This is a genomic window from Lentzea sp. NPDC020367 (assembly GCF_044387305.1).
Classification (GTDB): domain Bacteria; phylum Actinomycetota; class Actinomycetes; order Mycobacteriales; family Pseudonocardiaceae; genus Lentzea.
The window spans coordinates 729,549-754,938 of sequence record NZ_JBIRVV010000004.1 but is presented as its reverse complement, the minus strand read 5'-3'; the positions used below and the strand labels follow the sequence as shown (position 1 = coordinate 754,938).

18 protein-coding genes are annotated in these 25,390 nt (G+C 70.0%); 7 read left to right on the top strand and 11 right to left on the bottom strand.

Annotated features, from left to right (window positions below; all coding sequences use genetic code 11):
• Positions 1–163 precede the first annotated feature (163 nt).
• The 3 genes from ACH413_RS21045 to ACH413_RS21035 form a co-directional block, all read right to left on the bottom strand.
• Positions 164–1,147, bottom strand: a complete 984-nt coding sequence (locus ACH413_RS21045; protein ID WP_396425125.1) for a LacI family DNA-binding transcriptional regulator — start codon at positions 1,145–1,147, stop codon at positions 164–166.
• 108 nt (positions 1,148–1,255) lie between these two features.
• The gene (locus tag ACH413_RS21040) at positions 1,256–2,692 is read right to left on the bottom strand and encodes a family 43 glycosylhydrolase (protein WP_360035471.1); all 1,437 of its coding nucleotides are present in this window, start codon (positions 2,690–2,692) and stop codon (positions 1,256–1,258) included.
• Entirely contained in the window at positions 2,689–5,160 is a 2,472-nt protein-coding gene (locus ACH413_RS21035) for an alpha-L-arabinofuranosidase C-terminal domain-containing protein (protein WP_360035474.1), read from the bottom strand. Before ACH413_RS21035 ends, ACH413_RS21040 begins: the two co-directional genes overlap by 4 nt.
• Positions 5,161–5,323: 163 nt before the next feature.
• Between ACH413_RS21035 and ACH413_RS21030 the strand changes: the two genes are divergently transcribed.
• From ACH413_RS21030 to ACH413_RS21005, 6 genes are all read left to right on the top strand, one after another.
• Positions 5,324–6,292, top strand: a complete 969-nt coding sequence (locus ACH413_RS21030; RefSeq protein WP_360035477.1) for an ABC transporter substrate-binding protein — start codon at positions 5,324–5,326, stop codon at positions 6,290–6,292.
• Between the two features lie 102 nt (positions 6,293–6,394).
• The gene (locus ACH413_RS21025; protein WP_360035479.1) at positions 6,395–7,927 is read left to right on the top strand and encodes a sugar ABC transporter ATP-binding protein; all 1,533 of its coding nucleotides are present in this window, start codon (positions 6,395–6,397) and stop codon (positions 7,925–7,927) included.
• The gene (locus ACH413_RS21020; RefSeq protein WP_360035482.1) at positions 7,924–8,904 is read left to right on the top strand and encodes an ABC transporter permease; all 981 of its coding nucleotides are present in this window, start codon (positions 7,924–7,926) and stop codon (positions 8,902–8,904) included. Before ACH413_RS21025 ends, ACH413_RS21020 begins: the two co-directional genes overlap by 4 nt.
• Positions 8,901–9,863: a galactofuranose ABC transporter, permease protein YjfF gene (yjfF, locus tag ACH413_RS21015; RefSeq protein ID WP_360035485.1), complete on the top strand. Its 963-nt coding sequence runs from the start codon at positions 8,901–8,903 to the stop codon at positions 9,861–9,863. Before ACH413_RS21020 ends, yjfF begins: the two co-directional genes overlap by 4 nt.
• Complete coding sequence (locus ACH413_RS21010; protein WP_360035487.1) at positions 9,860–10,693, top strand: expansin EXLX1 family cellulose-binding protein; 834 nt, start codon at positions 9,860–9,862, stop codon at positions 10,691–10,693. The genes yjfF and ACH413_RS21010 overlap by 4 nt, the downstream gene beginning before the upstream one ends.
• 29 nt (positions 10,694–10,722) lie before the next feature.
• Positions 10,723–11,148: a nitroreductase family deazaflavin-dependent oxidoreductase gene (locus ACH413_RS21005; protein WP_360036068.1), complete on the top strand. Its 426-nt coding sequence runs from the start codon at positions 10,723–10,725 to the stop codon at positions 11,146–11,148.
• A 4-nt stretch (positions 11,149–11,152) separates the two neighbouring features.
• Here ACH413_RS21005 and ACH413_RS21000 read toward each other — a convergent pair whose 3' ends face one another.
• From ACH413_RS21000 to ACH413_RS20965, 8 genes are read right to left on the bottom strand one after another with little or no spacing between them, the layout of a single operon-like run.
• Positions 11,153–12,247, bottom strand: a complete 1,095-nt coding sequence (locus ACH413_RS21000) for an SGNH/GDSL hydrolase family protein (RefSeq protein WP_360035490.1) — start codon at positions 12,245–12,247, stop codon at positions 11,153–11,155.
• Positions 12,248–12,259: 12 nt separating this feature from the next.
• The gene (locus tag ACH413_RS20995; RefSeq protein ID WP_360035492.1) at positions 12,260–13,714 is read right to left on the bottom strand and encodes a glycoside hydrolase family 43 protein; all 1,455 of its coding nucleotides are present in this window, start codon (positions 13,712–13,714) and stop codon (positions 12,260–12,262) included.
• Positions 13,711–15,678, bottom strand: a complete 1,968-nt coding sequence (locus tag ACH413_RS20990; protein WP_360035495.1) for a beta-galactosidase — start codon at positions 15,676–15,678, stop codon at positions 13,711–13,713. Before ACH413_RS20990 ends, ACH413_RS20995 begins: the two co-directional genes overlap by 4 nt.
• Positions 15,675–17,711 carry a glycoside hydrolase family 31 protein gene (locus ACH413_RS20985; RefSeq protein ID WP_360035498.1) on the bottom strand — a complete coding sequence of 679 codons (2,037 nt, stop codon included), beginning with the start codon at positions 17,709–17,711 and terminating at the stop codon, positions 15,675–15,677. The genes ACH413_RS20990 and ACH413_RS20985 overlap by 4 nt, the downstream gene beginning before the upstream one ends.
• Before the next feature lie 39 nt (positions 17,712–17,750).
• Positions 17,751–18,779, bottom strand: a complete 1,029-nt coding sequence (locus ACH413_RS20980; RefSeq protein WP_360035501.1) for a LacI family DNA-binding transcriptional regulator — start codon at positions 18,777–18,779, stop codon at positions 17,751–17,753.
• A gap of 6 nt (positions 18,780–18,785) precedes the next feature.
• Positions 18,786–19,754: a carbohydrate ABC transporter permease gene (locus ACH413_RS20975; protein ID WP_360035504.1), complete on the bottom strand. Its 969-nt coding sequence runs from the start codon at positions 19,752–19,754 to the stop codon at positions 18,786–18,788.
• A gap of 5 nt (positions 19,755–19,759) precedes the next feature.
• Positions 19,760–20,716 (bottom strand): ABC transporter permease subunit, encoded by a 957-nt coding sequence (locus ACH413_RS20970; RefSeq protein ID WP_360035507.1) that lies wholly within the window; start codon positions 20,714–20,716, stop codon positions 19,760–19,762.
• Entirely contained in the window at positions 20,713–22,395 is a 1,683-nt protein-coding gene (locus ACH413_RS20965) for a hypothetical protein (protein WP_360035510.1), read from the bottom strand. The genes ACH413_RS20970 and ACH413_RS20965 overlap by 4 nt, the downstream gene beginning before the upstream one ends.
• 160 nt (positions 22,396–22,555) lie before the next feature.
• Here ACH413_RS20965 and ACH413_RS20960 point away from each other — a divergent pair, with 160 nt between their 5' ends.
• Positions 22,556–25,369 carry a glycoside hydrolase family 3 C-terminal domain-containing protein gene (locus ACH413_RS20960; protein WP_360035513.1) on the top strand — a complete coding sequence of 938 codons (2,814 nt, stop codon included), beginning with the start codon at positions 22,556–22,558 and terminating at the stop codon, positions 25,367–25,369.
• Positions 25,370–25,390 lie beyond the last annotated feature (21 nt).

The window sequence follows — 25,390 nt, the reverse complement described above, 5'->3', positions numbered from 1 at the left end:
ACGGACTCGACGCCACACCGCACCCGCACCCCGGCAGCCAGCCGGACCGCCACGGACTGGATGTCACACGGGACCACACCCGAAGCCCGAACGTTCCCCGCTCATCCCTGAAGACAGGGATGCGAGCCGCCGAAGCCTCCGACGCGGGGCCACCGGCGCGGAACTACCGGGGCGGGGCCACGCTGTTCCGCTTCACCAGGGTCGGCGCGACCGTCCGGCGCGGCCGGGTGGTCTCGCCGTCGCTGATCTGCTCCAGCAGCAGGCCGAGCGTCTCGTGCGCGACGGCGGCGAAGTCCGGGCGCACGGTGGTGAGCGGCGGGATGAAGTAGGCGGCCTCGGGCACGTCGTCGAAGCCCACGACGCTCACGTCGTGCGGGACGTTCCTGCCGCGTTCGCTCATGGCCCGCAGCACGCCGAGGGCCAGGTGGTCGTTCGAGCAGAACACGGCCGTCACCTCGGGCATCCTGGCCAGCATCTGCCCTGCCCGGTAGCCCGACGCCGCGCTCCAGTCGGCCGCCACCACCGGCGGCACCTCGGCGCTGGTGGCGTCGAGCGCCGCGCGCCAGCCCTGCACGCGGCCCGCCGCGTCGAACCAGTCGGCGGGGCCGGACACGTGCCAGACGGTCTCGTGGCCCGCGTCGATCAGGTGCTTCGTGGCGTCGAACGCGCCCTTCGCCTGGTCGACGGTGACCAGCGGCGTCGACCTGTCGGGGTCGCCGTCCACGGTCACGAGCGGCACGCCGGCGGGCACGTCGGCCAGTGCGTCGGCGGCCGACGAGTTCGGCGCGATCACGACGATGCCGGCCACGCGCTGGTCGCGGTGCCGTTCGACGGCGGCGGCGATGGAGTCGCGGTCGAGCACCTTCACCCTGCCGACGCTGACCGCGAACCCGGCCTCGCCCGCCGCCTCCTCGAAGGCGGACAGCAACGAGGCCGGGCCGTACAGCGTCGAGTTCTGCGCGACCACGCCGATGAGCTGCGTCTTGCCGGTGACGAGTGCGCGAGCGGCGCGGTTGGGGCGGTAGTCGAGCTCCTTGATGGCCGCCTTCACGCGGAGCCGGGTCTGCTCGCGGACGTTCGGGTGGTTGTTGAGCACACGCGAGACCGTCTGGTGGGACACCCCGGCAAGTCGTGCCACATCGGTCATCGCGGGGTCACGCGACGTCTTCTCCACGAGCGGTCTCCGATCTTCGATCTGCGCCGGTGATGTTAGCGATAACACCAGGTCGGCTTCGATGCAGTGCTCATTGTCCACTTATTCGAGCCGGAATGTGGCACGTCGGCGCGCGTCGCGGTCGCTTCCTGGTCTGGACAACACCACGCGACCGTTGTCGTGGGCGAGATACGTGTCCGCGCCGACACGGAGCGAAACCGCGGCACGGTCCGCAAGTCCCGGCACGCGAACAAAACTCGCCGCCCGGCCGTACGCGTCGGTGTCCTCGAACGGGTCGATGCGGATCGCGTCCCCGTCCACCCGCACGTACCGGTCCGGGAAGTTCACCGACTGCACCGCGACCGTGCCGGCGCCCAGGAATCCCGGCACGAAACGGAACTGGCTGTCGGCGACCTCCCGAACGTTGCCGTCGACGCGCAGCCGGTACTCGTAGTGCCGCACCACCAGCGCGGGCGCGTCCAAAGGCGACAGCCGCGAGATCGGCCCGCCGCGGCCGACGGGAACGCCGAACGAGGGTGTGCCGTCCGCGTTCCAGTGCAACCGTTGCACGCGGGTGTGCCGGTTCGGGTCGAACAGCGGGTCGCCGGTGATGTCGCGATAGTCGCGGGCGTGGTAGACGAGCACGTCGGTGGAACCCACCGTGGTGAACGAGTTGTGCCCCGGCCCGTACTGCGACGTCGGCGCATGAGTCGTGAACACCGGGTTCGGCGACTTCGTCCACGACCGCGCGTCCAGCAGGTTCGCGTTCTCATCGGCGGTCAGCAGGCCCATGCAGTACCGGGCGTCGGTAGCGCTCGCGGAGTACGTCACGAACACGCGGCCGTTGCGGATCAGCACCGCCGGCCCCTCGTTCACCTTGAAGCCCAGCACCTCCCACGACAGCGTGGGCGTCGCGATGCGCACCGGGGCGGTCTTCAACGCCAGCGGCGAGGCCATCTCGGCGATGTAGAGGTTCGAGTTGGTGGCGATGCCGGGCTCGCTCTGCGCCCACAGGAAGTAGCGCTTACCGCGGTGCGCGAACGTCGTCGCGTCCAATGTGAACGTGTCCCACGCCGTCACCATCTGCCCGCGCAGCACCCAGCCGCCCTCGCGCGGGTCCGCGTTCGGCGACTCCAGCACGTAGGTGCGGATGCGGAACGGCTCGTCCTTGTCACCGGCGGCGAAGTAGACGTACCACTTCCCGTCGATGCGATGCAGTTCCGGCGCCCAGATGTAGCCACCCATCCCGCCGGACGCCGGACGGCGCCAGATGGTGCGCTCACGAGCCGAAGCCAGACCGTCCAGAGTGGACGCGCCACGGATCACGACCCGGTCGTACTCGGGCACGGACCCGGTCAGGTAGTACATGCCGTCGGTCGGCGGCGTGATGAACGGGTCGGCGCGCTGTTCGACGAGCGGGTTGCGGGTCGGCACCTCCGCGGCGGGCTCGGCGGCGGCGGAAACGGGCGCGGCGGACGCGAGTGCCCCGGTCGCGGCGAGCACACCGCCCGTGGCCAGCAGGGATCGTCGGGTGATCACGAGCGGCTCCTGATCCGGAGGAACGTGACGGAGTTGGGCGGGAACGTGTGCGTGAAGCTGCTCGCCACCCGGACCTGTTCGGCGCGGGGACGGATCGGTTGGGTGAACTCGGTGTTCATGTCGTCGGGACGGCCCTGCAGCACGGTCGCCCGCGCCGTCGACGCCACCGGGACGCCGAGGTCGACGCGCGTGCGGGCGGCGTTGTCCTGGGCGTTGACCACCTTGACGATCAACTCGCCGGTGGCGAGGTCGCGGGTGACGACCTGCCGGAACGGCTCCGCGAGCTTGTCGTCGGTGAACTCGCCCCACTTCTGGCCGTCGAGGTACAACGCGACGTGCCGCCCGCGGACCTCGACGCGCACGTCGTACGTGCGGCCGGTATCGATGCGCGTGTTGTTGCTCATCAGCGTGCTCTTGCCGCCGCCGACGGCCTTCTCCACCGCGGACTGGGTGTTGTTCCAGCCGCCGAGGTTCCACCAGTAGTAGTTGCCGGTGTCCTGCACGCCGAACGCGACGAGGAAGCCCTCGCGCCCGGACTGCTTGGTGGCCTTGACGTTCAGCGTGTAGTCACGCCAGGTCTTGTCGCCCGCGGTGACGAGCGTGTCCTCGGCGGCCGCGTCGGACTGGACGTACGCGCCGTTCACGACGTTCCACGCGCCACGGCCCGACTTCGTCCACTGCGCGTCGGTGCCGGAGAAGTCGTCGCTGAACAACGCCTGTCCCGACGCGCTGGTAACGCTGACATCGTCGTAGCTCGCGGCGGTCGCCCACGTCGAGAGCCCGATGGCACCGGTGATCGGTGCCTGGGTGGACGGCGTGGCGGACGCGGTGCTCGGCACGACGTGATCGCCCACATTCGTCATGAACAGCTTCTGCATCTCGTAGCTGGCCGAGCCCCACGAGGCGTGGTTGTTGAACCAGATCATGTCCGGGCGCCACTGGACGTAGTCCTCGTTGGCCAGCAACGGCGCGTAGGAGGCGAGCTTCACGACGTCGGCGTTGCGTTCGAGGCCGGTCATGAACGCCGCTTCGCTCAACGCGTTGAAGTACCTGTTGTCCTGCGAGGCGTACTCGCCGAGGAACACCTTGGGACCGTTGCGGTCGTAGGAGTCGTAGCGGTTGTTGTTCTCGAGGAACCAGCTCGGGCTGTTGTAGTAGTGCTCGTCGATCATCTTCACGCCGGCCTGCTTGTTCAGCTGCCACAGGCGGTCGAACGTGCCGCCGGTGTCGTCGGGGCCGGAGTTGCTGACGACGGTGATGTCCGGGTACTTCGCGTTGATCGCGTCGCGGAACTTCGTGAAGCGGGCCATGAACTCGTCGGGCAGGTTCTCCTCGTTGCCGACCGCGACGTGCGTCAGCCCGAACGGCTTGGGGTGCCCCATTTCGGCGCGCTTGCGTCCCCAGACCGAGTCCGCAGGACCATTCGCGAACTCGATCAGGTCGAGCGTGTCCTGGACGTGCCTGGCCAGCAACGCCGGGTCGTCCGTGACGCGGTTCTGACCGCAGCCGGTGACCAGCGCGGGCACGACGGGCAGCGGCATGGCGCCGACGTCCTCGGAGAACTGGAAGTACTCGAAGTAGCCGAGGCCGTAGGACTGGTTGTAGCCCCAGAAGTTCGAGTTCGTGGCGCGCTGCTCGACCGGGCCGATGGTGTCCTTCCACTGGTACGAGCGGCGGCGCTCGAAGTTCGGCGCGTCGTAGCCGTAGTGGCTGCCGGTGTTGACCAGGCAGCCGCCGGGGAACCGGACGAAGCCGGGCTTGAGCGCGGCGACCTTCTCGGCGAGGTCGCGGCGCAGGCCGTGGCCCTTGAAGGTGTCCTGCGGCAGCAGGGAGATCATGTCGAGGCGCAGGGTTCCGGTGCCGCCGCCGGTGACCAGCAGCCTGCCGGTCGTCGAGGTCTTCTGCGCGCGGACGGTACCGGTGTAGCGGGTCCAGCCGTCGCCGCGGACCTGGATCTTCACCGGGTCGCCCAGTGCCGTTCCGGCCGGGTCGGTGACGGTGGCGGTCAGCGGGGTGCCCGCCTGGTCGGTGCGCGCCCAGACGGAGAAGTCGTAGCGCTGGCCGCTCTGCACCGCGATCCCGCTGTTGTAGCCGGAGTTGATGATGCCGGCGGGCAGGCCCAGCTTCAGGTAGCGGCGGTTGCGCTCGTTCATCCGGCCGGTGTCGTCGGCGACGTCCACCGTGCCGCTGTGCGGCGCCCATGACGTCAGGCCGTGGTAGCTCGCGTTGTCAGCGGGGTCGTACTCGAACGAGCGGTTCTGCACCAGCTCGGCGTACAGCCCGCCGTCGGCGGCTCGGTTGATGTCCTCGAAGAAGACGCCGTACATCGAATCGTCGATCGAAGCGCCCTTCTTCGTGGCGTCGATCTTGAGCGTGTAGTCGGTCTCGGCGGCCGCCCCTGATCCGGGAACGGCGACGAGCAGACTGGCCGCGAGGGCGGCGCTCAGCAGGACGTGCTTGCGGGGCACGGGTTTCCTCCCCAAGCTCGGAAGTGAGCGTTAACATAGGGCTGCGAACTCGTTACGAGCAAGCCCTTGACGCGACAGTTGTGAGCGTTCACTCTTGTCCACCTGACAACCGCGGACACGCGGTCGAGCTCCGCGACACCGTCGTCACCCCGGAGGAACCCCAGTGCTGAAGAAGATCACGACAGTCGCCAGCGTGGTCCTGCTGAGCGCGCTCACCGCGTGCGGTTCGGGAGGTGGTGGGAACACCGGCTCGTCCAGCGGTGACACCATCACGATGGGCTTCGCCCAGGTGGGTGCCGAGAGCGGCTGGCGCACCGCCAACACCAAGTCGGTCCAGGACGAGGCCAAGGCCGCCGGGATCGACCTCAAGTTCTCCGACGCGCAGCAGAAGCAGGAGAACCAGATCAAGGCGATCCGCTCCTACATCCAGCAGAAGGTGTCGGTGATCGCGTTCAGCCCGGTCGTCGAGACCGGCTGGGACACCGTGCTGCTGGAAGCCAAGCGCGCCAACATCCCCGTGATCCTCACCGACCGCTCGATCGACTCCGACGACACGTCGCTGTACAAGACGTTCCTCGGTTCCGACTTCGTCGAGGAGGGCCGCAAGGCCGGCGACTGGATGGTGGCCAACGCCTCCGGCGCGACGAACGTGGTGGAACTGCAGGGCACCACCGGCGCGGCGCCCGCGATCGACCGCAAGAAGGGCTTCGAGGAGAAGATCGCGGCCAAGCCCGACATCAAGGTCGTCGCGTCGCAGTCCGGTGACTTCACCCGCTCCGGCGGCAAGCAGGTCATGGAGGCGTTCCTCAAGTCCCAGCCGAAGATCGACGTGGTGTACGCGCACAACGACGACATGGGCCTGGGCGCGATCGAGGCCATCAAGGCGGCGGGCAAGGTGCCCGGCAAGGACATCAAGATCATCACCGTGGACGCGGTGAAGGACGGCATGCAGGCACTGGCCAACGGCGAGATCAACTTCATCGTCGAGTGCAACCCGTTGCTGGGCAAGCAGTTGATGGACCTCGCGAAGAAGGTCGTCAAGGGCGAGCAGGTGCCGGAACGGGTCGTGACCGTGGAGGGCACGTTCACCCAGGAGCAGGCCAAGGCCGCACTCCCCCAGCGCCAGTACTGAGTCCTTCCCCCACCAGGAAAGGACACCCCAGACCCGTAGGGCCCGTCACTCCCGCGCATCGGGTGACGGGCCCCTCGGCCAGAACGACGAGAGCCAGGGCCCATGACCGAGTCTCCGCCACCTGTCGTCGAGATGCGGGGCATCAGCCTCGCGTTTCCCGGCGTGAAGGCGTTGCAGGACGTCGACTTCCGGCTGTTCCCGGGTGAGGTGCACGCCCTCATGGGCGAGAACGGCGCCGGCAAGTCCACCCTGATCAAGACCTTGACCGGTGTGCACCGCCCCGAAGCGGGGCAGGTCGTGCTGGCCGGCGACGACGTGGCGTTCTCCTCCCCCGGCGAGGCCCAGCACGCCGGGATCAGCACGGTGTACCAGGAGGTCAACCTCTGCGCGAACCTCACGGTCGCGGAGAACATCCTGCTGGGCCGCGAACCTCGCAGGTTCGGTGGCATCGACTTCCCGGCGATGCGCCGGCGTGCCGCGGAGGTGCTGGCGCGCATCGGCGTCCACATCGATCCGGCGTCGAGTCTCGGCGAACACCCGATCGCGGTGCAGCAGCTGGTCGCGATCGCCCGTGCGATCGCGATCGACTGCCGCGTGCTCGTGCTCGACGAACCGACGTCCAGTTTGGACGCCGGGGAGGTCGCGGAGCTGTTCCGGATCATGCGCGTGCTGCGCGACGAGGGCGTCGCGATCCTGTTCGTGTCGCACTTCCTCGACCAGGTCTACGAGATCTCCGACCGGATGACGGTGCTGCGCAACGGAACCCTCGTCGGCGAGCACCTCACCGCGGACGTGGACCGGCGCACGCTCATCGCGCAGATGATCGGCCGCGACCTCGGCACGCTGGAGGCGATCGAGCACGCCGCGGAGGAGCGCCAGGCCCAGGGCCCGGTGCTGGTGGAGGCGACGGGCCTGGGCAGGCGCGGCGCGATCGAACCGTTCGACCTGGAGATCCGCACGGGCGAGGTGGTCGGCCTCGCCGGACTGCTCGGGTCGGGCCGCACCGAACTGGCCCGCCTGCTCTTCGGCGCCGATCGCGCGGACTCCGGCAGGCTGCTCGTGGACGGCAAGCCGCTGCGCCTGCGCGGCCCCCGCTCGGCGATCGCGGCGGGCATCGCGTTCAGCTCGGAGGACCGCAAGGGCGAAGGCCTCGTCGCGGACCTCTCGATCCGCGACAACCTGGTGCTCGCGATGCAGGCGGCCCGCGGCTGGACCCGTCCGCTGCCGCGCAGGACGAAGGACCAGCTCGTCGAGAAGTACCTGAAGGCACTGGACATCCGGCCCGCGAACCCGGACGCGCTGGTGCGCACCCTGTCCGGCGGCAACCAGCAGAAGGTCCTGCTGGCGCGCTGGCTCGTCACCGAACCGCGGCTGCTGATCCTGGACGAGCCGACCAGGGGCATCGACATCGGCGCGAAGGCGCAGATCCAGCAACTCGTCACCACGCTGGCCGCGGAGGGCACCGCGATCCTGTTCATCTCCGCGGAACTGGAGGAGGTCGTGCGCATCGCGGACCGCATCGTCGTGCTGCGCGACCGCCGCAAGATCGCCGAGCTGGACGGCTCGGTGACCGGCGTCGACGAGGTCGTCGAACTGATCGCGGGCGGGTCCGCGCCGGAGAAGGTGGTGTCGTGAAGAACAAGCTGTTGTGGCCGCTGCTGGCGCTGGTCGCGCTGTTGCTGCTCAACCTGATCGTGACGCCCTCCTTCTTCGCGTTGCGCATGCAGGACGGCCACCTCTACGGCGGCCTGGTCGACGTGCTGAAGAACGGTGCCCCGACCCTGCTGATCGCACTCGGCATGACGCTGGTGATCGCCACCCGCGGCATCGACCTCTCGGTCGGCGCCGTGGCGGCGATCGCGGGTGCCGTGACGTGTGTCCACATCGGAACGTCCGGGAGCGCCGCCACGGCGTTCGCGGGCATGGCCATCGCACTGGTGCTGTGCGCGGTCCTGGGCCTGTGGAACGGGTTCCTGGTGGCCGGGCTGGGCATCCAGCCGATCATCGCGACCCTCGTGCTGATGACCGCCGGACGTGGCGTCGCCATGCTGGTGACCGAGGGACAGATCGTCACGGTCAACAACACCGCCTACCGCCAGGTCGGCGCCGGGTTCGTGGTGCTGCCGGTCTCGATCCTGATCGCCCTGCTGGTGCTGGGACTCGTGGCGTTCGTGACCCGGCGGACCGCGCTCGGCATGCTGATCGAGGCCGTCGGCGTGAACCCGGAGGCGTCGCGGCTGGCCGGGGTGCGGTCCCGCACGATCATCTGGACCGTCTACGTGTTCGCCGCGGTGTGCGCGGGCATCGCCGGGCTGATGATCAGTTCCAACGTGAGCGCGGCCGACGCCAACAACGCCGGGCTGTGGATCGAGATGGACGCGATCCTCGCCGTCGTCATCGGTGGCACCTCCCTGGCCGGCGGGCGGTACTCGCTCACCGGCACGCTGCTCGGCGCGCTGATCATCCAGACCCTCACCACCACCGTCTACACGATCGGCGTCGCCCCGGAGGTGACGCTGGTCTTCAAGGCGATCGTCGTCATCGCCGTGTGCCTGGTCCAGGCGCCGAAGGCTCGCGCCGCACTGAGCTTCCGGAAGGTGGCCGTCTCATGACCGCTCTCGCCCCGCGGGTGCCGTCGCGGTTCCTGCCGGTGCTCGCGACCGTCGCGCTGTTCGTCCTCGCGTTCGGCGTCGGCTCGGCCCGCTACGACGGGTTCGCGTCCGGCCAGGTGATCGCGAACCTGTTCATCGACAACGCCTTCCTGATCGTGCTCGCCGCCGGCATGACGTTCGTGATCCTCAGCGGTGGCATCGACCTGTCGGTCGGCTCGGTCGTCGCACTGTCCACAATGGTCACGGCGTCGGGTCTGCAGGCCGGGTGGCCGGTCCCGCTCGTCATCGTCGCCGTCCTGCTCACCGGCTCGACGCTGGGTCTGCTGATGGGCCTGGTGATCCACAAGTTCGACATCCAGCCGTTCATCGTCACGCTCGCCGGCATGTTCCTGGCCCGCGGCCTGTGCTTCCTGATCAGCGTGGAGTCGGTGTCCATCAAGGACAGGACGTTCCGCGACGTCGCCACCGCCGCGATCGAACTGCCCGGCGGCGTGACCATCACCTACAACGTCGTGATCGCGCTGCTGGTCGTCGCCGCCGCGATGTACGTCTTGCACCGCACCCGCTTCGGCCGCACGGTCTACGCGGTCGGTGGCAGCGAGTCGTCCGCGTTGCTGATGGGCCTGCCGACCACCCGAGTCAAGGTGGGCGTCTACGTCATCAGCGGCCTGTGCTCGTCGCTGGCCGGCCTGCTGTTCAGCCTCTACATGCTGTCCGGCTACGGCCTGCACGCCGTCGGCATGGAGCTCGACGCCATCGCGGCCGTCGTCATCGGCGGAACGCTGCTGGCGGGCGGGGTCGGGTACGTGCTCGGCGGGCTGGCCGGGGTGCTGGTGCTCGGCACGATCCAGACGCTGATCTCGTTCCAGGGCACGCTCAGCTCGTGGTGGACCAAGATCGTGATCGGCGTTCTGCTGCTGGTGTTCATCGCCGTGCAGCGGACTATAGTCCGGCGGTGACTCGCCCCCGGCTGTTGCTGTTCGCCCTGGTCGCGTTGCTGGTGGCGGTCGTCGGCGTGGTGGTGCTGCGTGAGCCGCAGGGCATCGCGGGCACCGCTGTGGCGGGCGCGAGTGTCGCACCCACGACCACCACCACGCAGCCCACGACCACCACCGCACCCGCGACCACCACGACCGTCCCGAGCCCGGTCAGGACGCCCCAGGGCGCTCCCCTGGCTGGGAAGATCAAGCCGGGCGAGCAGCGCAAGGGCGTGGCGACGTTCTACGACTCCGACGGCGGCGGCGCGTGCTCGTACGATCCCGGCCCCGATCCGCTGACCGCGGCGATGAACGTGGCGGACTACGAGAACTCCGCCGCGTGCGGTGCGTTCGTGCTGGTCCAGGCCGGTGGGAAGAGCATCACGGTGCGGATCACGAACCTCTGCCCGGCGCCGTGCCGTCCGGGACAGCTGGACCTCAGCGCCCAAGCTTTCGCCATGCTGGCACCACCCGTGAAGGGCGAGATCCCGATCACCTGGACCCTCGTCAGCCCGGAGACCCCGAAGACCATCGCGATCCGCTACAAGTCCGGGTCCAGCCAGTACTGGTGCGGGATCCAGGTCCTCGACCACCGCAACCCCGTGGCACGGCTGGAGGTCCAGGCGGGCGGGCAGTGGCGGCAGCTGAAACGCGCCGAGTACAACTACTTCCTGGCCGAAGACGGCGTCGGGTGCGGCGGGGCCATCGCGGTCACCGACGTCCACGGCGAACGTCTGGTGACGAACGCCCTGCCGGTCAGGCCGGACGCGGTCCAGGCCACGACCCTGCAGTTCGCCCGCGCCGGGGAATGAGACCGGCGCGGACGTTGTTGATCGTGGACATGGCAGATGTGAAGCTCAGCCCGACCGAGTGGGTCCAGAGGCAGACGCAGCAGATCCTCGAGACCGGCACGACCGAGGGCATCAAGGTCGTCGGCAGGCCGATCGTGCTGCTGACCGTGCGCGGTGCGAAGAGCGGCGCCCTGCGCTACACCCCGGTCATGCGCGTGGAGCACGACGGCAGCTACGCGGTCGTCGCGTCCAAGGGCGGCGCGCCCGAGCACCCGACCTGGTACTTCAACATCAAGGCGCACCCGGAGATCGTCCTGCAGGACGGCACCGAGGCGAAGGACTACGTCGCCCGTGAGGTCGACGGTGCGGAACGGGCCGAGTGGTGGGAACGCGCCGTCGCGGCCTTCCCGAACTACGCCGAGTACCAGGAGAAGACCGACCGGTTGATCCCGCTGTTCGTGCTCGACCCGAAGTAGCCCGTCACCACCGGAGGGGAAGCGTGGCCAGGTAGTCGCCGAGCTTCCCCGCGATCAGCCGGTGGTCGCGCGCCGAGAAGTGCCAGTCGCACCCGAGGCGGTCCAGCGCCGGGTCGCTGTAGTTCCAGTGGCGGACCCGGCTGTCGCCCTGGGCGTTGCGGTCCTGCACGACCTGGCGGACGGCGTCGGCGAACGCGCCGGAGGCCTCGGGGACGCTCACGACGATCGTCGTGGCCGGGCCGTACCGGGTGCGCAGCTTGTCGAGGAAGCCCTGGTAGGCGGACTTGTACGCGGTGACGAGGCTGTCCTGGGTCGGCCACTGCTCGCCGGGGTTGAGAGCGGTGGAGAAGTCGTTGGTGCCCAGGCCGGCCACGACCAGCTGCGGGCGCCACGTGCCGGGATTGCGCCACACGTCGCCGTCGACGTGCAGCAGCGCCCGGTCGTAGTAGGTGCGGTAGCTGGTTCCGGGCGTGTGACCGTTGTAGTTGCGCACCATGCCCAGGCCGGAGAACGCGTTGACCTGGTAGTCGGCGTTCAGCGCCTTCGCGGCGAGCGCCCCGAAGCTGAGGTCGGTGTTGGTGTTGCGGGTGACGCCGCCGTTCGCGGAGCAGTCACGGGTGGTCGAGAGGTTGCCGTAGCCCGCGGTCAGGGAGTCGCCGATGAACTCGATCTGCCGGGTCCGTGCCGCCGGCCTGGCGAGAACGGTCCCGCCGTTCGCGGCGACGAAGCCGCCGAACTCCCCCGCCGCCCAGGGGCTCTCGGTCCGCTTGACCAGGCGCACGCGGTGCTGGGCGTTGCTCAGGTCGCGGATCCAGTACGTCGTGCGTCCCGGCGTCACCAGCGTCGCAGCCGTCGCGCCGTCGATCTGCACGTCGTAGTCGTTCACCGCGTCGTTGAGGACGATCCCGACGCCGGTGCCGCGGAACCGGCCCTCGAAGTAGACCCCAGGCCAGGTGTACTGGCCGGACGCGGTGACCCGGCCCGCGGTGTGCGCCGTGGCCAGCGGGCCCGCCGCGGACGCGGTGACCGGCATGACGGCGGCCACCAAGGCCACCACCGCGCCGAGGACTGCCTGCGCTTTCCTGCGTGATCCGAACATGAACCCTCGCTCTCAGTTGAGCCGCTGGTACTCGAACCAGTCGAAGTGAACGGTGCCCGCCGCGGCGTACAGGCCGATGACGCGGCCGGTGAACCCACCGGCGACCTCGGTCGAGAGGTACTTGCCGTCGAGCGTGGCGAGTGCGGTGAAGGTCCCGCCGGGTTCCTCCACGCCGAACGACAGGGTGTCGGGCCCGGAGCGCGCGTCCCGCGGGTTCCTGGCCTCCTCCACGCGCACGAGAAGAACCAGCGGTCCCTCCGGCACCGGCCGGGAGGCGACCACGGTGCTCACCGGTCCGATGCGCGCGAGGACCCGCACCTCCCCGTACGCGGCCTCGATCTCGTAGTGGTGTTCCTCGTCCAGCCGGACCGCCAGGCCGCCGCGCCCCTCCGACGGGTCCAGCAGCGTGCGGGCGACGCAGGACAGGTGTTGCTGGCGCCGCCCGGCGAACACGACGGCGGGATCGTCCATTCCGGACCCGCGGGCGTGCAGCGTGAGCCAGCCAGGGCGTTCCTTCGTGGTGCAGTGCCGTTCCAGGCGGTCGCGCAGGGAGACCCAGCACGGCCGCAGCTCGGCGAGGTCGAAGTCGTCCCGTTCCGGTGCGGGGGAACCGGGTGCGCCGGGCACCAGCTCCCCGACCACCGGCCAGCCGTCGGTCCAGGTCACCGGTGCCAGGAAGGTCTCCCGGCCGAGCACGTGCCAGCCGGGGGTGCCGCCGCCGGGCCGCACGCCGAGCAGCACCATCCACCACTCACCGTCCGGCGCCCGCACCAGATCCGCGTGACCGGTGTTCTGGACGGGCTCGTCGGTGCCGCGGTGGCTCAGGATCGGGTTGGCGGGGCACGGTTCGAACGGGCCGTCCGGCGACGAGGCGCGGGCGATCGAGACGGCGTGGCCGCGTTCGGTGCCGCCCTCGGCGATCAGCAGGTACCAGTGGTCGCCGATCCGGTACAGGTGCGGCGCTTCCGGTGCCTTGGCGCCGGGGGTGCCGGACCACAGCGGGCGCGGTTCGCCGAACGTCTCGCCGGTGGCCGGGTCGACGCGGTACTGCCGCACCCCGGCGACCGTGCACCAGCAGTTGCCGTCGTCGTCCCAGGCGAGATCGGGGTCGATGCCGCCGACGCCGGGCAACGGGACCGGGTCGGACCACGGCCCAGCCGGATCGGTGGCGGTGAACACCCTGTTGCCGCCGCCGTCGCTCACGCTCGTGACGACCAGCCAGAAACGGCCGTCGTGGTGGCGCAGCGTCGGTGCGTAGATCCCCGCCGACGACGGAGTCTCCGCGGTCAGCCGCAGCTGGCTCCGGCGCTCCAGGGCGTTGCCGATCTGGGTCCAGCTCTTCAGGTCCCTGCTGTGGAAGACCGGGACGCCCGGGAAGTACTCGAAGCTGGAGCACACCAGGTAGTAGTCCTCGCCCACCCGGCACACGCTCGGGTCGGGGTGCATTCCAGGGATCACGGGAATCACTGCGGACCTCCTGCCAGGACAGCGCATCCGCCGGGTGGCACCTCCCGCACCGGTCCACCCGTCAGCACGTCGTGGGCGGATTCGGGCAGGGATACGGGATCGGCGCCGTGGTTGAGCACGAACTGCCAGCGGCGGCCGTCCTCGCCTTGGCGCACCACGACTTCCAGTCCGGGCTGGGCGGGTACGACGCGGGCCGAGTCCAGCAGCCGGGACACCAGTGCCGTGTAGTCCGCGTCGTCGAGTCGCGTCGACAGGTACCAGGCATCGCCCGCGCCGCAACGGTTCCGGGTCAGCGCGGGAGAGCCGGCGAGCGCGCCGTGCGTGTACGCGGCGATCGTCTCCGCGCCCTGCGCCCGCACCGACTCGCTCCAGACCGTGCCGTGCGAGGAGTTCGAGAGGACGATCCGTTCCTCGTGCCGCAACGGCCGGTACTCCTCGACCCGGATGCCCAGCGCCTCACGCAGCGGAGCAGCCGGATAGCCGCCGAGCCGAGCGTGCCCTCGGCTGTCGACGACCCCGCTGAAGTACTGGACCAGCAACGTTCCGCCGGCGACGACGTAGCGGCGCAGGTTCTCCGCGCCCGCGTCGGAGAGCAGGTACAGCGCCGGTGCGACGACCAGCCGGTACCGGCTCAGGTCCGCTTCGGGGTGCGCGAAGTCGGTGACGACCCCGTTGTCCCACAACGCCCGGTGCGCCTTCCGCAGCGCGGAGTGGTAGTCCAGTTCGGACGAAGGCAGGCCGTCCGAGCTCATCGCCCACCAGGCGTCGGAGTCGTGCAGCACGGCCACGTCGGTGGTCACGGTCGAGCCCGCGAGCGCCCCGAGTCGGCTAACGGCCTCGCCCGTCGCCTTCACCTCGGCGAAGACGCGGCTGTCCGGACCGGCGTGCGGGACCATCGCCGAGTGCCACTGCTCGGCGCCCGCCTTCGACTGGCGCCACTGGAAGAACAGCGCCCCGTCGGAGCCGCGCGCGATGTGGCCGAGCGAGTGGCGCAGGATCTCGCCGGGTTCCTTGGCCAGCGTGCGGCCCTGGTCGTAGACCGTGCTGGTGCCCTGTTCCATCAGCAGCCACGGCCTGCCGCCGCCGAACGAGCGGGCCCGATCCGCGGCGAACGCGACGTCCGCCGCCGCGTCGAGGCCGGGCCGGTCCGGGTAGTGGTCGATCGCGACCAGGTCGACCTCGCGGCTCAGCGCCCACAGGTCGACGTTCTGGTAGCCGGGCTGCATCATGTTGGTCGTCACCGGCCGGTCGCTGTGCGCGCGGATCGCGTCCCGCTGCTCGGCGTAGGCGGCGACCACCTCGTCGGAGAAGAACCGGCTGAAGTCCAGGGTCAGGCCGGGGTTGCGGTGCCACTGGGTGGCGCGCGGCGGCAGGACCTGCTCCCAGCTGCCGTACCGCTGGCTCCAGAACGCCGTCCCCCAAGCCTCGTTGAGCGCGTCCAGTGAGCCGTGCCGGGCACGCAGCCAGACCCGGAACGCGGCGGCGGTGTGCTCGCACCAGCACAATGTCACGTACTCGTTGTGCACGTGCCACAACGCGACCGCAGGATGGTCGCCGTAGCGTTCCGCGAGCGCCGAGGCGATGCGCCGGGCCGCCGCACGGTAGGCCGGGGCGCTGACGCAGTAGGTGTCGCGGCTGCCGTGGACCAGCCTGGTGCCGTCGCGGGTGACCGGCATGGCGTCCGGGTGGGCCAGGGTGAACCACGGCGGCGGCGAGGCGGTCGGCGTGGCCAGGTCGACCGCGACCCCGTTGGCGTGCAGGCGGTTCAGGTGCGCGTCGAGCCACGCGAAGTCGTAGCGGCCCTCCTCCGGTTCGAGCAGGGCCCAGGAGAAGACGCCGACCGTGGCCAGGTTGACCCTGGCCTCGCGCATCAGCTCGTCGTCCTCCTTCCACACCCGCTCGTCCCACTGCTCGGGGTTGTAGTCGCCGCCGAAAGCCAGTCCCCCCAACCGTTTCGCGATCACGCCTCCTCCCGCACGGGCAACCGGGCGCCGTCGCGCAGGAAGAGCGGGATGCGGTCGAGCGGGGCCGCGACGGTGACCGTCCGCCCGCCGTCGTGCTCCTCGCCGGTCCACGCGTCGGTCCACCGCGCGCCAGCGGGCAGGTGGACGTCGCGCTCACGGGCGCCCGCCTCGGTGATCGGAGCCACGAGCAGGTCGGGGCCGAGCAGGAACGCGTCCTCGACTCGCCACGCCGCCGGGTCGTCCGGGAACTCCAGGAACACCGGCCGCATCGGCGGCACACCGGTCTCGGAGGCCGTGCGCATCTGCTCCATCACGTAGGGGCGCAGGCGTTCCCGCAGCCTCAGGTGCCCGGCGAGGATCTCGTACGCCTCCTCGCCGTACGACCAGACCTCGTTGGCCAGCCCGGTCATCGCGGGCTCCAGAACCTGCTCGTCGCCGCGGAAACCGTGCAGGCGGAACAGCGGGCAGAAGGTGCCGTACTGGAACCAGCGCACGAGGACCTCGCGGTAGGCCGGGTCGTCCGGGTCGCCGCCGTGGAAGCCACCGATGTCCGTGGTCCACCAAGGGATTCCGGACATCATCACGTTCAGCCCTGCCTTGATCTGCGTGCGCAGCGTGGCGAAGTCCGTGCCGATGTCCCCCGACCACAGCGCGGCGCCGTACCGCTGCGCGCCCGCCCACGAGGAGCGGTTGAGCGAGATGATCTCGGTCTCCCCCGCCGCGGTGAGTCCTTCGTGGACGGTCCGGGCGTTCTCGCGCGGGTAGAGGTTGCCGACCTCCAGACCGGGACCCGCGTGGTAGCGCAGGTTGTACTGGTGCCCGGGTTTGAGCTCGGGTTCGCCCGCGTCCAGCCAGAACACGGAGATGCCGAGGTCGTGGTAGCCGCGCCGGATCCGGTCCCAGACGTACTCGCGCGCCTCGGGGTTGGTGGCGTCGTAGAAGGCGACCTGGGCGGAGTAGGCGCCGAGCCCCTTGTCCGGCCAGTCGGCGTGCGCCATCGGCCCGAACTCCGTGCCGACGAACAGGCCCTGGTTCAGCATGGGGTGGTAGGTCTCGCTGGCCGGGCTGACCGAGGGCCAGACCGAGACCATCAGCTTGACCCCCATCTCGTCCAGCTCGCGGACCATCGCCGCCGGGTCTGGCCACTCGGCGAGGTCGAACTTCCACTCGCCGAGGTGGGTCCAGTGGAAGAAGTCGCAGACGATCACCGACAACGGCAGTCCGCGCCGCCGGTACTCGCGGGCGACCTCCAGCAGCTCCTCCTGGGTGCGGTAGCGCAGCTTGCACTGCCAGAAACCGGAAGCCCACTCGGGAAGTTCCGGCGAGTGCCCCGTCACGTCCGCGTAGCGGCGCAGCACGTCGGCAGGCCTGCCCGCGGTGATCCAGTAGTCGATCTGGCGGGCGCTGTCGGACACCCAGCGAGTGCCGGTCTCCGCGAGCTCCACCCGCCCGATCGCGGGCGAGTTCCACAGCAGGCCGTAGCCGCGGTCGGAGACCAGCAACGGGATGGTGACCTCGGCGTTGCGCTGGACGAGGTCGATGACCGCGCCCTTCTGGTCGAGCAGGCCGTGGGTGTGCTGCCCGAGGCCGTAGAGCCGTTCCCCTTGGTAGGCCCGGAAACGCTGCTCCAGCCGGTGATGGCCGTTGCCCGTCGCGGTGGCGAGACGCGGTCCCGGCCACCAGAAGTGGGCCGGTTCCTCCGCGAGGAGCTCGGTGCCGTCCTCGGTCCTGGTGAACGTCAGCCTGCCTGCCGCCGCCCCCAGCTCCGGGGTCAGGGCGCCTTCGGTGCCGGCGTCGATCCGGACGGTGAGCGTGCCGTGCACGAGGGTGGCATGGTGCTCGGTGATCTTGATCTCCACCGGGCCGCTGTCCGGTGGCGTGCCGAGCAACGCGCCGGGGAGGTCGTCGAGCAGCGGACCGGCGGGAGTGGCGCGCACGCGGACCGCGTCGGAGCCCCACGCCTCGACTCGGAGCGTCTCGCCCCTGGCCCGCCATTCGAGCGCGGTGCCGAGGTCTCGGAAGTGCTGGGGCATGCGGAAGCTCCTCACGTTCCTGGATGAGTGCGGAGAAGGTCAGGGAAGAAGTGGCGCGGGTCCCGTGCTCTCGCGCACGGTCAAGGTCGGGGTGAGCAGGGCCTGGTCGTCGTCCGGACGGCCGCCGTCGCTCGCCACGGCGAGCCTGCCGACGATCTGCTCCACGGCGACCCGGCCGAGCTCCTGCGCGGACCCGGTCACCGCCGTGAGCCTCGGCGCGAACTGCTCGGCGAGCTGGTCCTGACACAACGCGATCACCGAGACGTCCTCGGGCACCGTCCGCCCGCTGGTGCGCAGCAGGGTGAGCAACGGGCCGATCGCGCCCTCGTTCTGCACCACGAACCCGGTGGTGCCGGGACGGTCGGCCAGCACGCGGGCGAGGGTGCCCGCGGTGCTCTCGTAGGTGCCCTCGCAGGTCCGGTGCAGGAAGCGCAGACCTCGTTGCCCCGCCCGGTCGCGGAACCCGGCGAGGGTGCGTTCGGCGTACCCGGCGTGCCGGTGGTAGACCCCGGATCCGTAGCCGATGAACGCGATCTCGCGGTGACCGAGATCGGCGAGGTGGTCCGCGCACAACGCCCCGGCCGCCACGAAGTCGTGGTCCACACAGGACAGTCCGCGCGCGTCGTCGGCCAGCCCGATGAGCGTGGCCTGGGTGCCCTGCGCGCGCAGCACCGGGATGCGTTCGTCGTCCAGTTCGACGTCCATCAGGATCAGGCCGTCCGCCAGACCGCTGGCGGCGATCCTGCGGACCCCGTCCGGCCCCTCGTCGTTGGTGATCAGCAGGACGTCGTACCCGTGCTGACGGGCCGACGTGGTCACCGCGATCGCGATCTCCATCATGACCGGGACGTAGACGTCGGTGCGCAACGGCACCATCAACGCGATGATGTGCGACCGCCGCGCGGCCAGCGCCCGCGCACCGGCGTTCGGGTGGTATCCGAGCTCCCGCACGGAACTGCGCACCCGGCGCCGGGTCTCCTCGGAGATCGCGCGCTTGCCGCTGAGCACGTAGCTCACCGTGCTGGACGACACGCCCGCGTGCCTGGCCACGTCGGCAATGGTCACCATGGTTGCTCAGCCCTTGATCGCGCCGGTCAGGACGCCCGTGCGGAAGTGCTTCTGCACGAACGGATAAACGAGGAGCAACGGCACGAGCGTCAGCACCACCACGGCCATCTGCAGCGACAGCGGCGCGGTCTGGGAGAACGCCGTGCCGAAGCCGGAGTTGACCGAGCCCGGCATGCCGTTGCCCCGGTTGACGTACGTGTACAGCACGTACTGCAGCGGCCACTTCTCGCTGTCCGTCGGCATGTACAACATGACGTTGAAGAACGAGTTCCAGTAGCCGACGCCGTAGAAGAGCGCCATCACCGCGGTCACCGCGCGCGAGGTCGGCAGCACGATGGACCACAGGATCCGCCAGTCCCCCGCGCCGTCGATCCGCGCGGCCTCGATCAGGTCGGCCGAGGTGCTGGAGTAGAACGACCGCAGGATCAGGATGTTGAAGACGGAGATCGCGCTCGGCAGGATCAGCGACCACCACTGGCCGTAGCCGCCCAGCCCGGTGACGACCAGGAAGGTCGGGATCAGGCCGCCGTTGACGAACATGGTGACGATCAACAGGGTCAGCAGGAAGCGGTGCGCGAACGACCGCGACCGGGACAGGCCGTAGGCGCACAGGACCGAGACCGCCATCGACACGGCGGTGCCGGCCGCGGTGATGCCGAGACTCACCAGCAGCGCCGTGCGCACCGTGGTGTCCTCCAGCATCACCCGGTAGGCCTCGAAGGTCAGTCCGTCGGGCCAGATCACGAGTCCACCGGCGCGGTTGACCGCGCCCTGGGTGGACAGACTCGTCACCACGATGATCCACAGCGGCACCAGCATCACCAGCAGCACGCCGCCGAGGGTGACGCCCTTGGCCGCCTCGCCGGCGATCGTCGGTGGTTCCTCCCACGCCGGCCGGGTGTTCCGCTTCTTCCTGCGAACCGTTTGCGGTGCAAGAGTTTCCGCGGCCTCGCGCGTGCGTTCGATCGTGAGCATGTCGGTCACCTCCGGTACAACCCGTCTTCGCCGAAGGCGTGCGCCAGCTTGTTCGCACCCCAGATGAGCAACAGCGAGATCACGCTCTTGAACAGGCCCGCCGCCGCGCCGTAGCTGTAGTCGCCGGTCGCGATGCCGTAGTAGAAGGAGAAGGTGTCCAGCACGTCGGCCGTGTCGTAGCCCACGGCGTTGCGCTGGATCAGGAACTGCTCGAAGCCGACGGTCAGCGCGTTTCCCAGGCGCAGCACCAGCATCAGCACGATGACGCCGCGCAGGCCGGGCAGGGTGATGTGCCACAGCCGCCGCCACCGCCCGGCACCGTCCGCCGCCGCGGCCTCGTAGAGGTCGGTGTTGACGGCGGCGAGCGCGGCCAGGAAGACGATGATCCCCCAGCCCGCCTCCTTCCAGATCACCTGGGCGGAGACCAGCAGCGCGAAGGTGTCCGGGTTCGTCATGACGGCCCACGTGCCGATGTCGTTGTTGCGCAGGAAGTGGTTGAGCGCGCCCGCGCCGCCGAGCATCTGCTGGAAGATCGTGATCGCCAGCACCCACGAGAAGAAGTGCGGCAGGTAGACGACCGACTGGATGAAGTTGCGCACCCGTTGCGACAGCACGGAGTTGAGCAGCAGGGCCAGCGCGATCGGCACCGGGAAGAACAGGACCAGCTGGACGAAGCTCAGGTACAGCGTGTTCTGCACCGCGTTCCAGAAGAGCGCGTCGCCGAACAGCCGCTGGAACTGGTCGAGCCCCGCCCACGTGCTGTACCAGATCCCGGCCAGCGGGTCGTACTCCTGGAACGCGGTGACGAGCCCGAACAGCGGGACGTAGTTGAAGGCCAGCAGCAGGACGACGGCGGGCAGCGTCATCAGGATCAGCGAACGGTCGCGGCGCAGTCTCACCCGCCAGTTCAGCCGCGCCGGTCGCGTCGCGCGGTCCGGCCGCGGCGGGGCCGCCGTGGTCACTGCCCGGTGCCGTGCTTCTGCAGGACGTTGTCGTTCGTCCACTGGATGAGCTTGTCCCCGCCACCACTGGTCTTCCAGCTCGCCACGGCGTCCTTCACCGCGGCCACCGTCTTCTTGCCGTGGATGCAGTCCTTGATCGCGTCCTCGACCTGCTGTGCGGCGTCCGCCGTGGCCTGCGCCTGGGGCATGCTGATGTTCATGTTCCAGAAGACCGGCTTGGCCAGCGCCTTCACGTTGGCGGCCTGCCAGGAGGTGTAGTCCCTGGTGACGAAGTCGGCGCCGGGGCTGCTGACCTCGGCGGCGGGCGAGGCCAGGAACGGGTAGGTCTGCGCCTGGACCTCCTTCTTGCCGGCCTCTGTCGCCGTCGGCACGCCGCCGACCATGGTGAAGTGGGTGCCCTCGACACCGAAGTTGACCATCGTGAACTCGGCGGAGCCGAACGGCGCGGCGAGGTAGTTCGCGACGGCCAGGCACTCCTCGATCTGCTCCGGCTTCAGGTTGATGTTGAGGTAGCTCATGATGCTGGCGCCCGCGCCCATGTCGACCCGCGGTGTGCTCTTGCCGTCGGCGGCGATGACGTTGAACGCCCCGCGCCGGTAGTTCGGGTCCGCGGCCCTGCCGGACTGGAGGTCGGCGAGGTTCCACGCTCCCGTGCCACCACTGGAGATCAGCGTCTTCCCGCCGTAGAACCGCGTGTTGCCGTTGGCGTTGTCGCCCGCCAGCGCGTCGGGGTGCACGTACCCGGCGGCGGCGAGCCGGTTGTTCCAGTCGAGCGCCGCGTAGAACTCCTCGGTCTCGAACAGGTGGACCAGCTTTCCGTTGTCCACCCGCCACTTCAGCGGGGCGCCGAAGGAGGTGTAGAGGTAGCGGTAGACGTCGTCGAACGCCCACACACCGCTCTTGGCGTCGGTCAGCTCCTTGCCGAGCCTCATCAGGTCGTCGGCGGACTTGACCTGGTCGGCGGTGATGCCCCTGGCGTCGAAGAGGTCCCGGCGGTAGTAGAGGGTGCCCGCGATCTGGAAGCCGGAGGCGAAGGACGGGATCCCGTAGAGCTTCTCGCCCCAGGCGCCGGTGCGCCACGCGGCGGTCGGGATGGCCGCGAGGTTGGGGTACTTCTTGATGTTGTCGCCGGACAGGTGGGGCGTCAGGTCCGCGAGCTGGTTCCCCACCAGCCCGCCGACGTTCATCTGGGAGTTCCACCAGGTCGGCAGCTGGATCCAGTCCGGCAGCCGCTTCGAGGCGGTCATCGTCGGGATGATGGTGTTGTAGTTGTTGCCGTCCGCGGGCTTCATCTCCAGCTGGACGCCCAGAGCCTTGTTCATGGCCGCGTAGAACGCGTTGTCGGCGGGCGGAATGGTCCCCCACAGCGGCGTGACCGCCGAGTACTTCCCGCCCTTGCCCGGGACACCGGACACCGTGGCGACCCGGTCGGCCGGGTAGCTGAGGAAGCCGGGGTTCGTCATCGCGTCGGGGCCGCCCATGACCGACGGGATGTCCGGTTTGATCGACGTGTTCGGCACGTAGGCCGGTAACACGGCCTTGAGCGCGGCCTCCGAGCCCACTCCTGCCCGCTGCGCCGGACCACTTCCGCAGGCGGACAGCAGTGGTCCCAGCGCGACGAGCCCTGCCGCGGAGACGGCGGCGTTCAGGAAGCTTCTGCGGTTCAACTCGTTGCCCATGGCGGAACCGATCCTTCATCGTTGAAGTGTCGAAGCGCTTAAACAGATGCCGGGGAGGTTAGTGACGCAGGTCGCATCAGACAAGACCGTTGACAGCAGAAACCTCTGCGTGACAACGTCGAAACGCTTCAACGCCAGCACTGAGCTGAGGGGTCACCACGTGGTTTCCGAGTCCGTGCCCGCCCTCGATGGGCCGCCTTTTCGCGACTCCGCGCTGTCGACGCGCAAGCGCATCGACGATCTTCTGGCGCGGCTCACGCTCGACGAGCGGATCGCGATGCTGCACCAGTACTCACCGGCCGTCCCCCGCCTCGGCGTGGACGCGTTCCGCACCGGGTCCGAGGCGCTGCACGGCGTCGCGTGGCTGGGCCCCGCCACCGTGTTCCCCCAGGCGGTCGGGCTGGGCGCGACCTGGGACGAGGAGCTGGTGCACCGCGTCGCCGAGGCCACCTCGGTCGAGCTGAGGGCGTTCCACTACCACCGCCGGGCCGCCGTCGGCACGGGCAGGAACAGCCTCCAGGCGTGGGCTCCGGTGCTGAACCTGCTGCGCGACCCCCGCTGGGGCCGCAACGAGGAGGGCTACTCGGAGGACCCGGTGCACACCGCGCGGATCGGCACGGCGTTCTGCCGCGGCCTCAAGGGCGAGCACCACCGGTTCCTGCGCGCGGCCCCGGTGCTCAAGCACTTCCTGGCCTACAACAACGAGGACGACCGCTGCGTCACCTCCTCCGGCCTGCGCCCGCGCGTGCTGCGGGAGTACGATCTCGCGGCCTTCCGCCCCGTGATCGCCTCGGGCGCCGCCACCGGCGCCATGGCCGGCTACAACCTCGTCAACGGCCGCCCGTGCCACGTCACGCCGCTCATCAACGACGAGCTGCGCCGGTGGACCGACCAGGAGCTGTTCGTGGTCAGCGACGCGGAGGCGCCGTCCAACCTGGTGGACCCGGAGCACTACTTCGACGACCACGCCGAGTCCCACGCCGCCGCGCTCAGGGCGGGCATCGACAGCTTCACCGATCACGGGCAGGACAGCGCCGTCCCGATCGGCAGGCTCCGCGAGGCGCTGGAGCGCGGCCTGATCGACGAGGACGACGTGGACCGCGCCGTGCGCCGGCAGCTGGAGATCCGCTTCCGCCTCGGCGAGTTCGACCCCGATCTCGACCCGTACGCCACCATCGGCCCGGAGGTCATCGGCTGCGCCGAGCACCGCGCCCTCGCGCTGCGGTCCGCGACCGAGTCGGTGGTGCTGCTGCGCAACGAAGGACTGCTCCCGCTCGACGCGGACAGCACGTCGCGGATCGCTGTGATCGGCCCGCTCGCCGACGTGGTGTGCGAGGACTGGTACAGCGGCACGCTTCCGTACCAGGTGACCGTCGCGAGTGGACTCCGGTCCGTGCTCGGCGACAGCGAGGTGGTCGTCGCGGACGGCTCGGACCGGATCGCGCTGCGCTCGCGCACCAGCGGCGAGTTGCTGGGCAAGACGCCGTTCGACGTCGTCGACTGGGGCGACGGCGTGCTGACGTTGCGGTCGGCGGAGTCCGGCCGCTACCTGAGCCTCCAGGACACCTCACTGGCCGCCGACCAGGAGCTGATCAAGAGCTGGGACGTCCGCGAGACGTTCCGCCTCGTGCCCGCTGAGGATTCGGTGTTGCTGCAGAACGTGCTCACGGGCCGGTACGCCGTCGTCGATCCCGTCGACGGCAGGGTGAGCGTCACCGCGGAGACCGCCGGCACCGCCGAGCGCTGGGAGCGCGAGGTCCTGCGCGACGGCACCGCGGAGGCACTGGCCGCCGCGCTGTCGGCGGACGTCGCGGTGGTGGTCCTCGGCAACCACCCGCTGATCCACGGACGGGAGACCGAGGACCGCAGGGGAATCGCGCTCCCGGCCGCCCAGGACGCGCTGCTGCGCGCGGTCGCGGGAGTCCGGCCGGACACGGCGCTGGTCGTGATGAGCAGCTATCCCTACGCCCTGGACTGGGCGGACGAACACCTGCCCGCGGTGGTGTGGACGTCGCACGGCGGGCAGGAGACGGGCCGGGCGCTGGCCGCCGTCCTGTTCGGGGAGGCCGATCCCGGCGGACGCCTGCCGCAGACCTGGTACCGCGGCGACGACGCGCTGCCGCACCCGCTCGACTACGACATCATCAAGGCGGGCTGGACCTACCAGTACCACCGCGCCGCGCCGCTGTACCCGTTCGGCCACGGCCTGTCCTACACCGCTTTCGCCCACCGCGACCTGATCCTGTCGTCGGACACCGCCACCCAGGACAGCGCGATCGACCTCTCGCTGACGCTGGCCAACACCGGAACCAGAACCGGCAGCGACGTCGTCCAGCTCTACGTCCGCGCGCTGCACGCGCGGTACGAGGCCCCGTTGCTGCGGCTGGCCGACTTCCGCAAGGTCGCGCTGGCTCCCGGTGAGAGCAGGGTTCTGTCCTTCCGGCTGCCCATGGAGCGGCTCGCCCACTGGGACGTCACGACCGGTGCGTTCGCGGTGGATCCCGGCGCCTACGAGGTTCTCGTCGCCCGCTCGGCCGGGGACGTCGTGCTCACCGCCCCGCTCACGGTGGCGGGACCGGCTCCCTCACCCCGCGCGGGCGTCAGCCGCCTTCTCGCCGCCGACTTCGACGACCACGACAACGTGACCCTCGTCGACGCCACGCGCGCGACCGGTGACGCGGTCACCGCCACCGACGCCGATCGACCGGCCACCCTGTGGTTCGGACGCACCGACCTGTCCGGTGCGCTCCGCGTCGAGGCGGAGGTCTCCTCGGAGAACCCCTTGGCACGGCTGGAGTTCAGGACGGACGAGGGAGTGCTGGCGGACCTTCCGGTGCCGGTCACCGGCGGCCGTTACGAGTGGACGACCGTCTCGGCGGAGCTGTCTTCGGCGGTGACGGGGGTGCGCGACCTGCGCGTGGTCCTGCACGGCTCGTTCAGGCTCACGTCCTTCCGCTTCTGCGCCGCAGAATGAGACCCACCAGCCTGAAGGAGC

Excerpts from the sequence above, each read along its gene's own strand:
- ACH413_RS21045 (WP_396425125.1), bottom strand. The coding sequence starts at position 1,147 with ATGACCGATGTGGCACGACTTGCCGGGGTGTCCCACCAGACGGTCTCG.
- ACH413_RS20965 (WP_360035510.1), bottom strand. The coding sequence starts at position 22,395 with ATGGGCAACGAGTTGAACCGCAGAAGCTTCCTGAACGCCGCCGTCTCC.
- yjfF (WP_360035485.1), top strand. The coding sequence starts at position 8,901 with ATGACCGCTCTCGCCCCGCGGGTGCCGTCGCGGTTCCTGCCGGTGCTC.
- ACH413_RS21005 (WP_360036068.1), top strand. The coding sequence starts at position 10,723 with ATGGCAGATGTGAAGCTCAGCCCGACCGAGTGGGTCCAGAGGCAGACG.
- ACH413_RS20985 (WP_360035498.1), bottom strand. The coding sequence starts at position 17,711 with ATGCCCCAGCACTTCCGAGACCTCGGCACCGCGCTCGAATGGCGGGCC.
- ACH413_RS20980 (WP_360035501.1), bottom strand. The coding sequence starts at position 18,779 with ATGGTGACCATTGCCGACGTGGCCAGGCACGCGGGCGTGTCGTCCAGC.
- ACH413_RS21025 (WP_360035479.1), top strand. The coding sequence starts at position 6,395 with ATGACCGAGTCTCCGCCACCTGTCGTCGAGATGCGGGGCATCAGCCTC.
- ACH413_RS20975 (WP_360035504.1), bottom strand. The coding sequence starts at position 19,754 with ATGCTCACGATCGAACGCACGCGCGAGGCCGCGGAAACTCTTGCACCG.
- ACH413_RS21000 (WP_360035490.1), bottom strand. The coding sequence starts at position 12,247 with ATGTTCGGATCACGCAGGAAAGCGCAGGCAGTCCTCGGCGCGGTGGTG.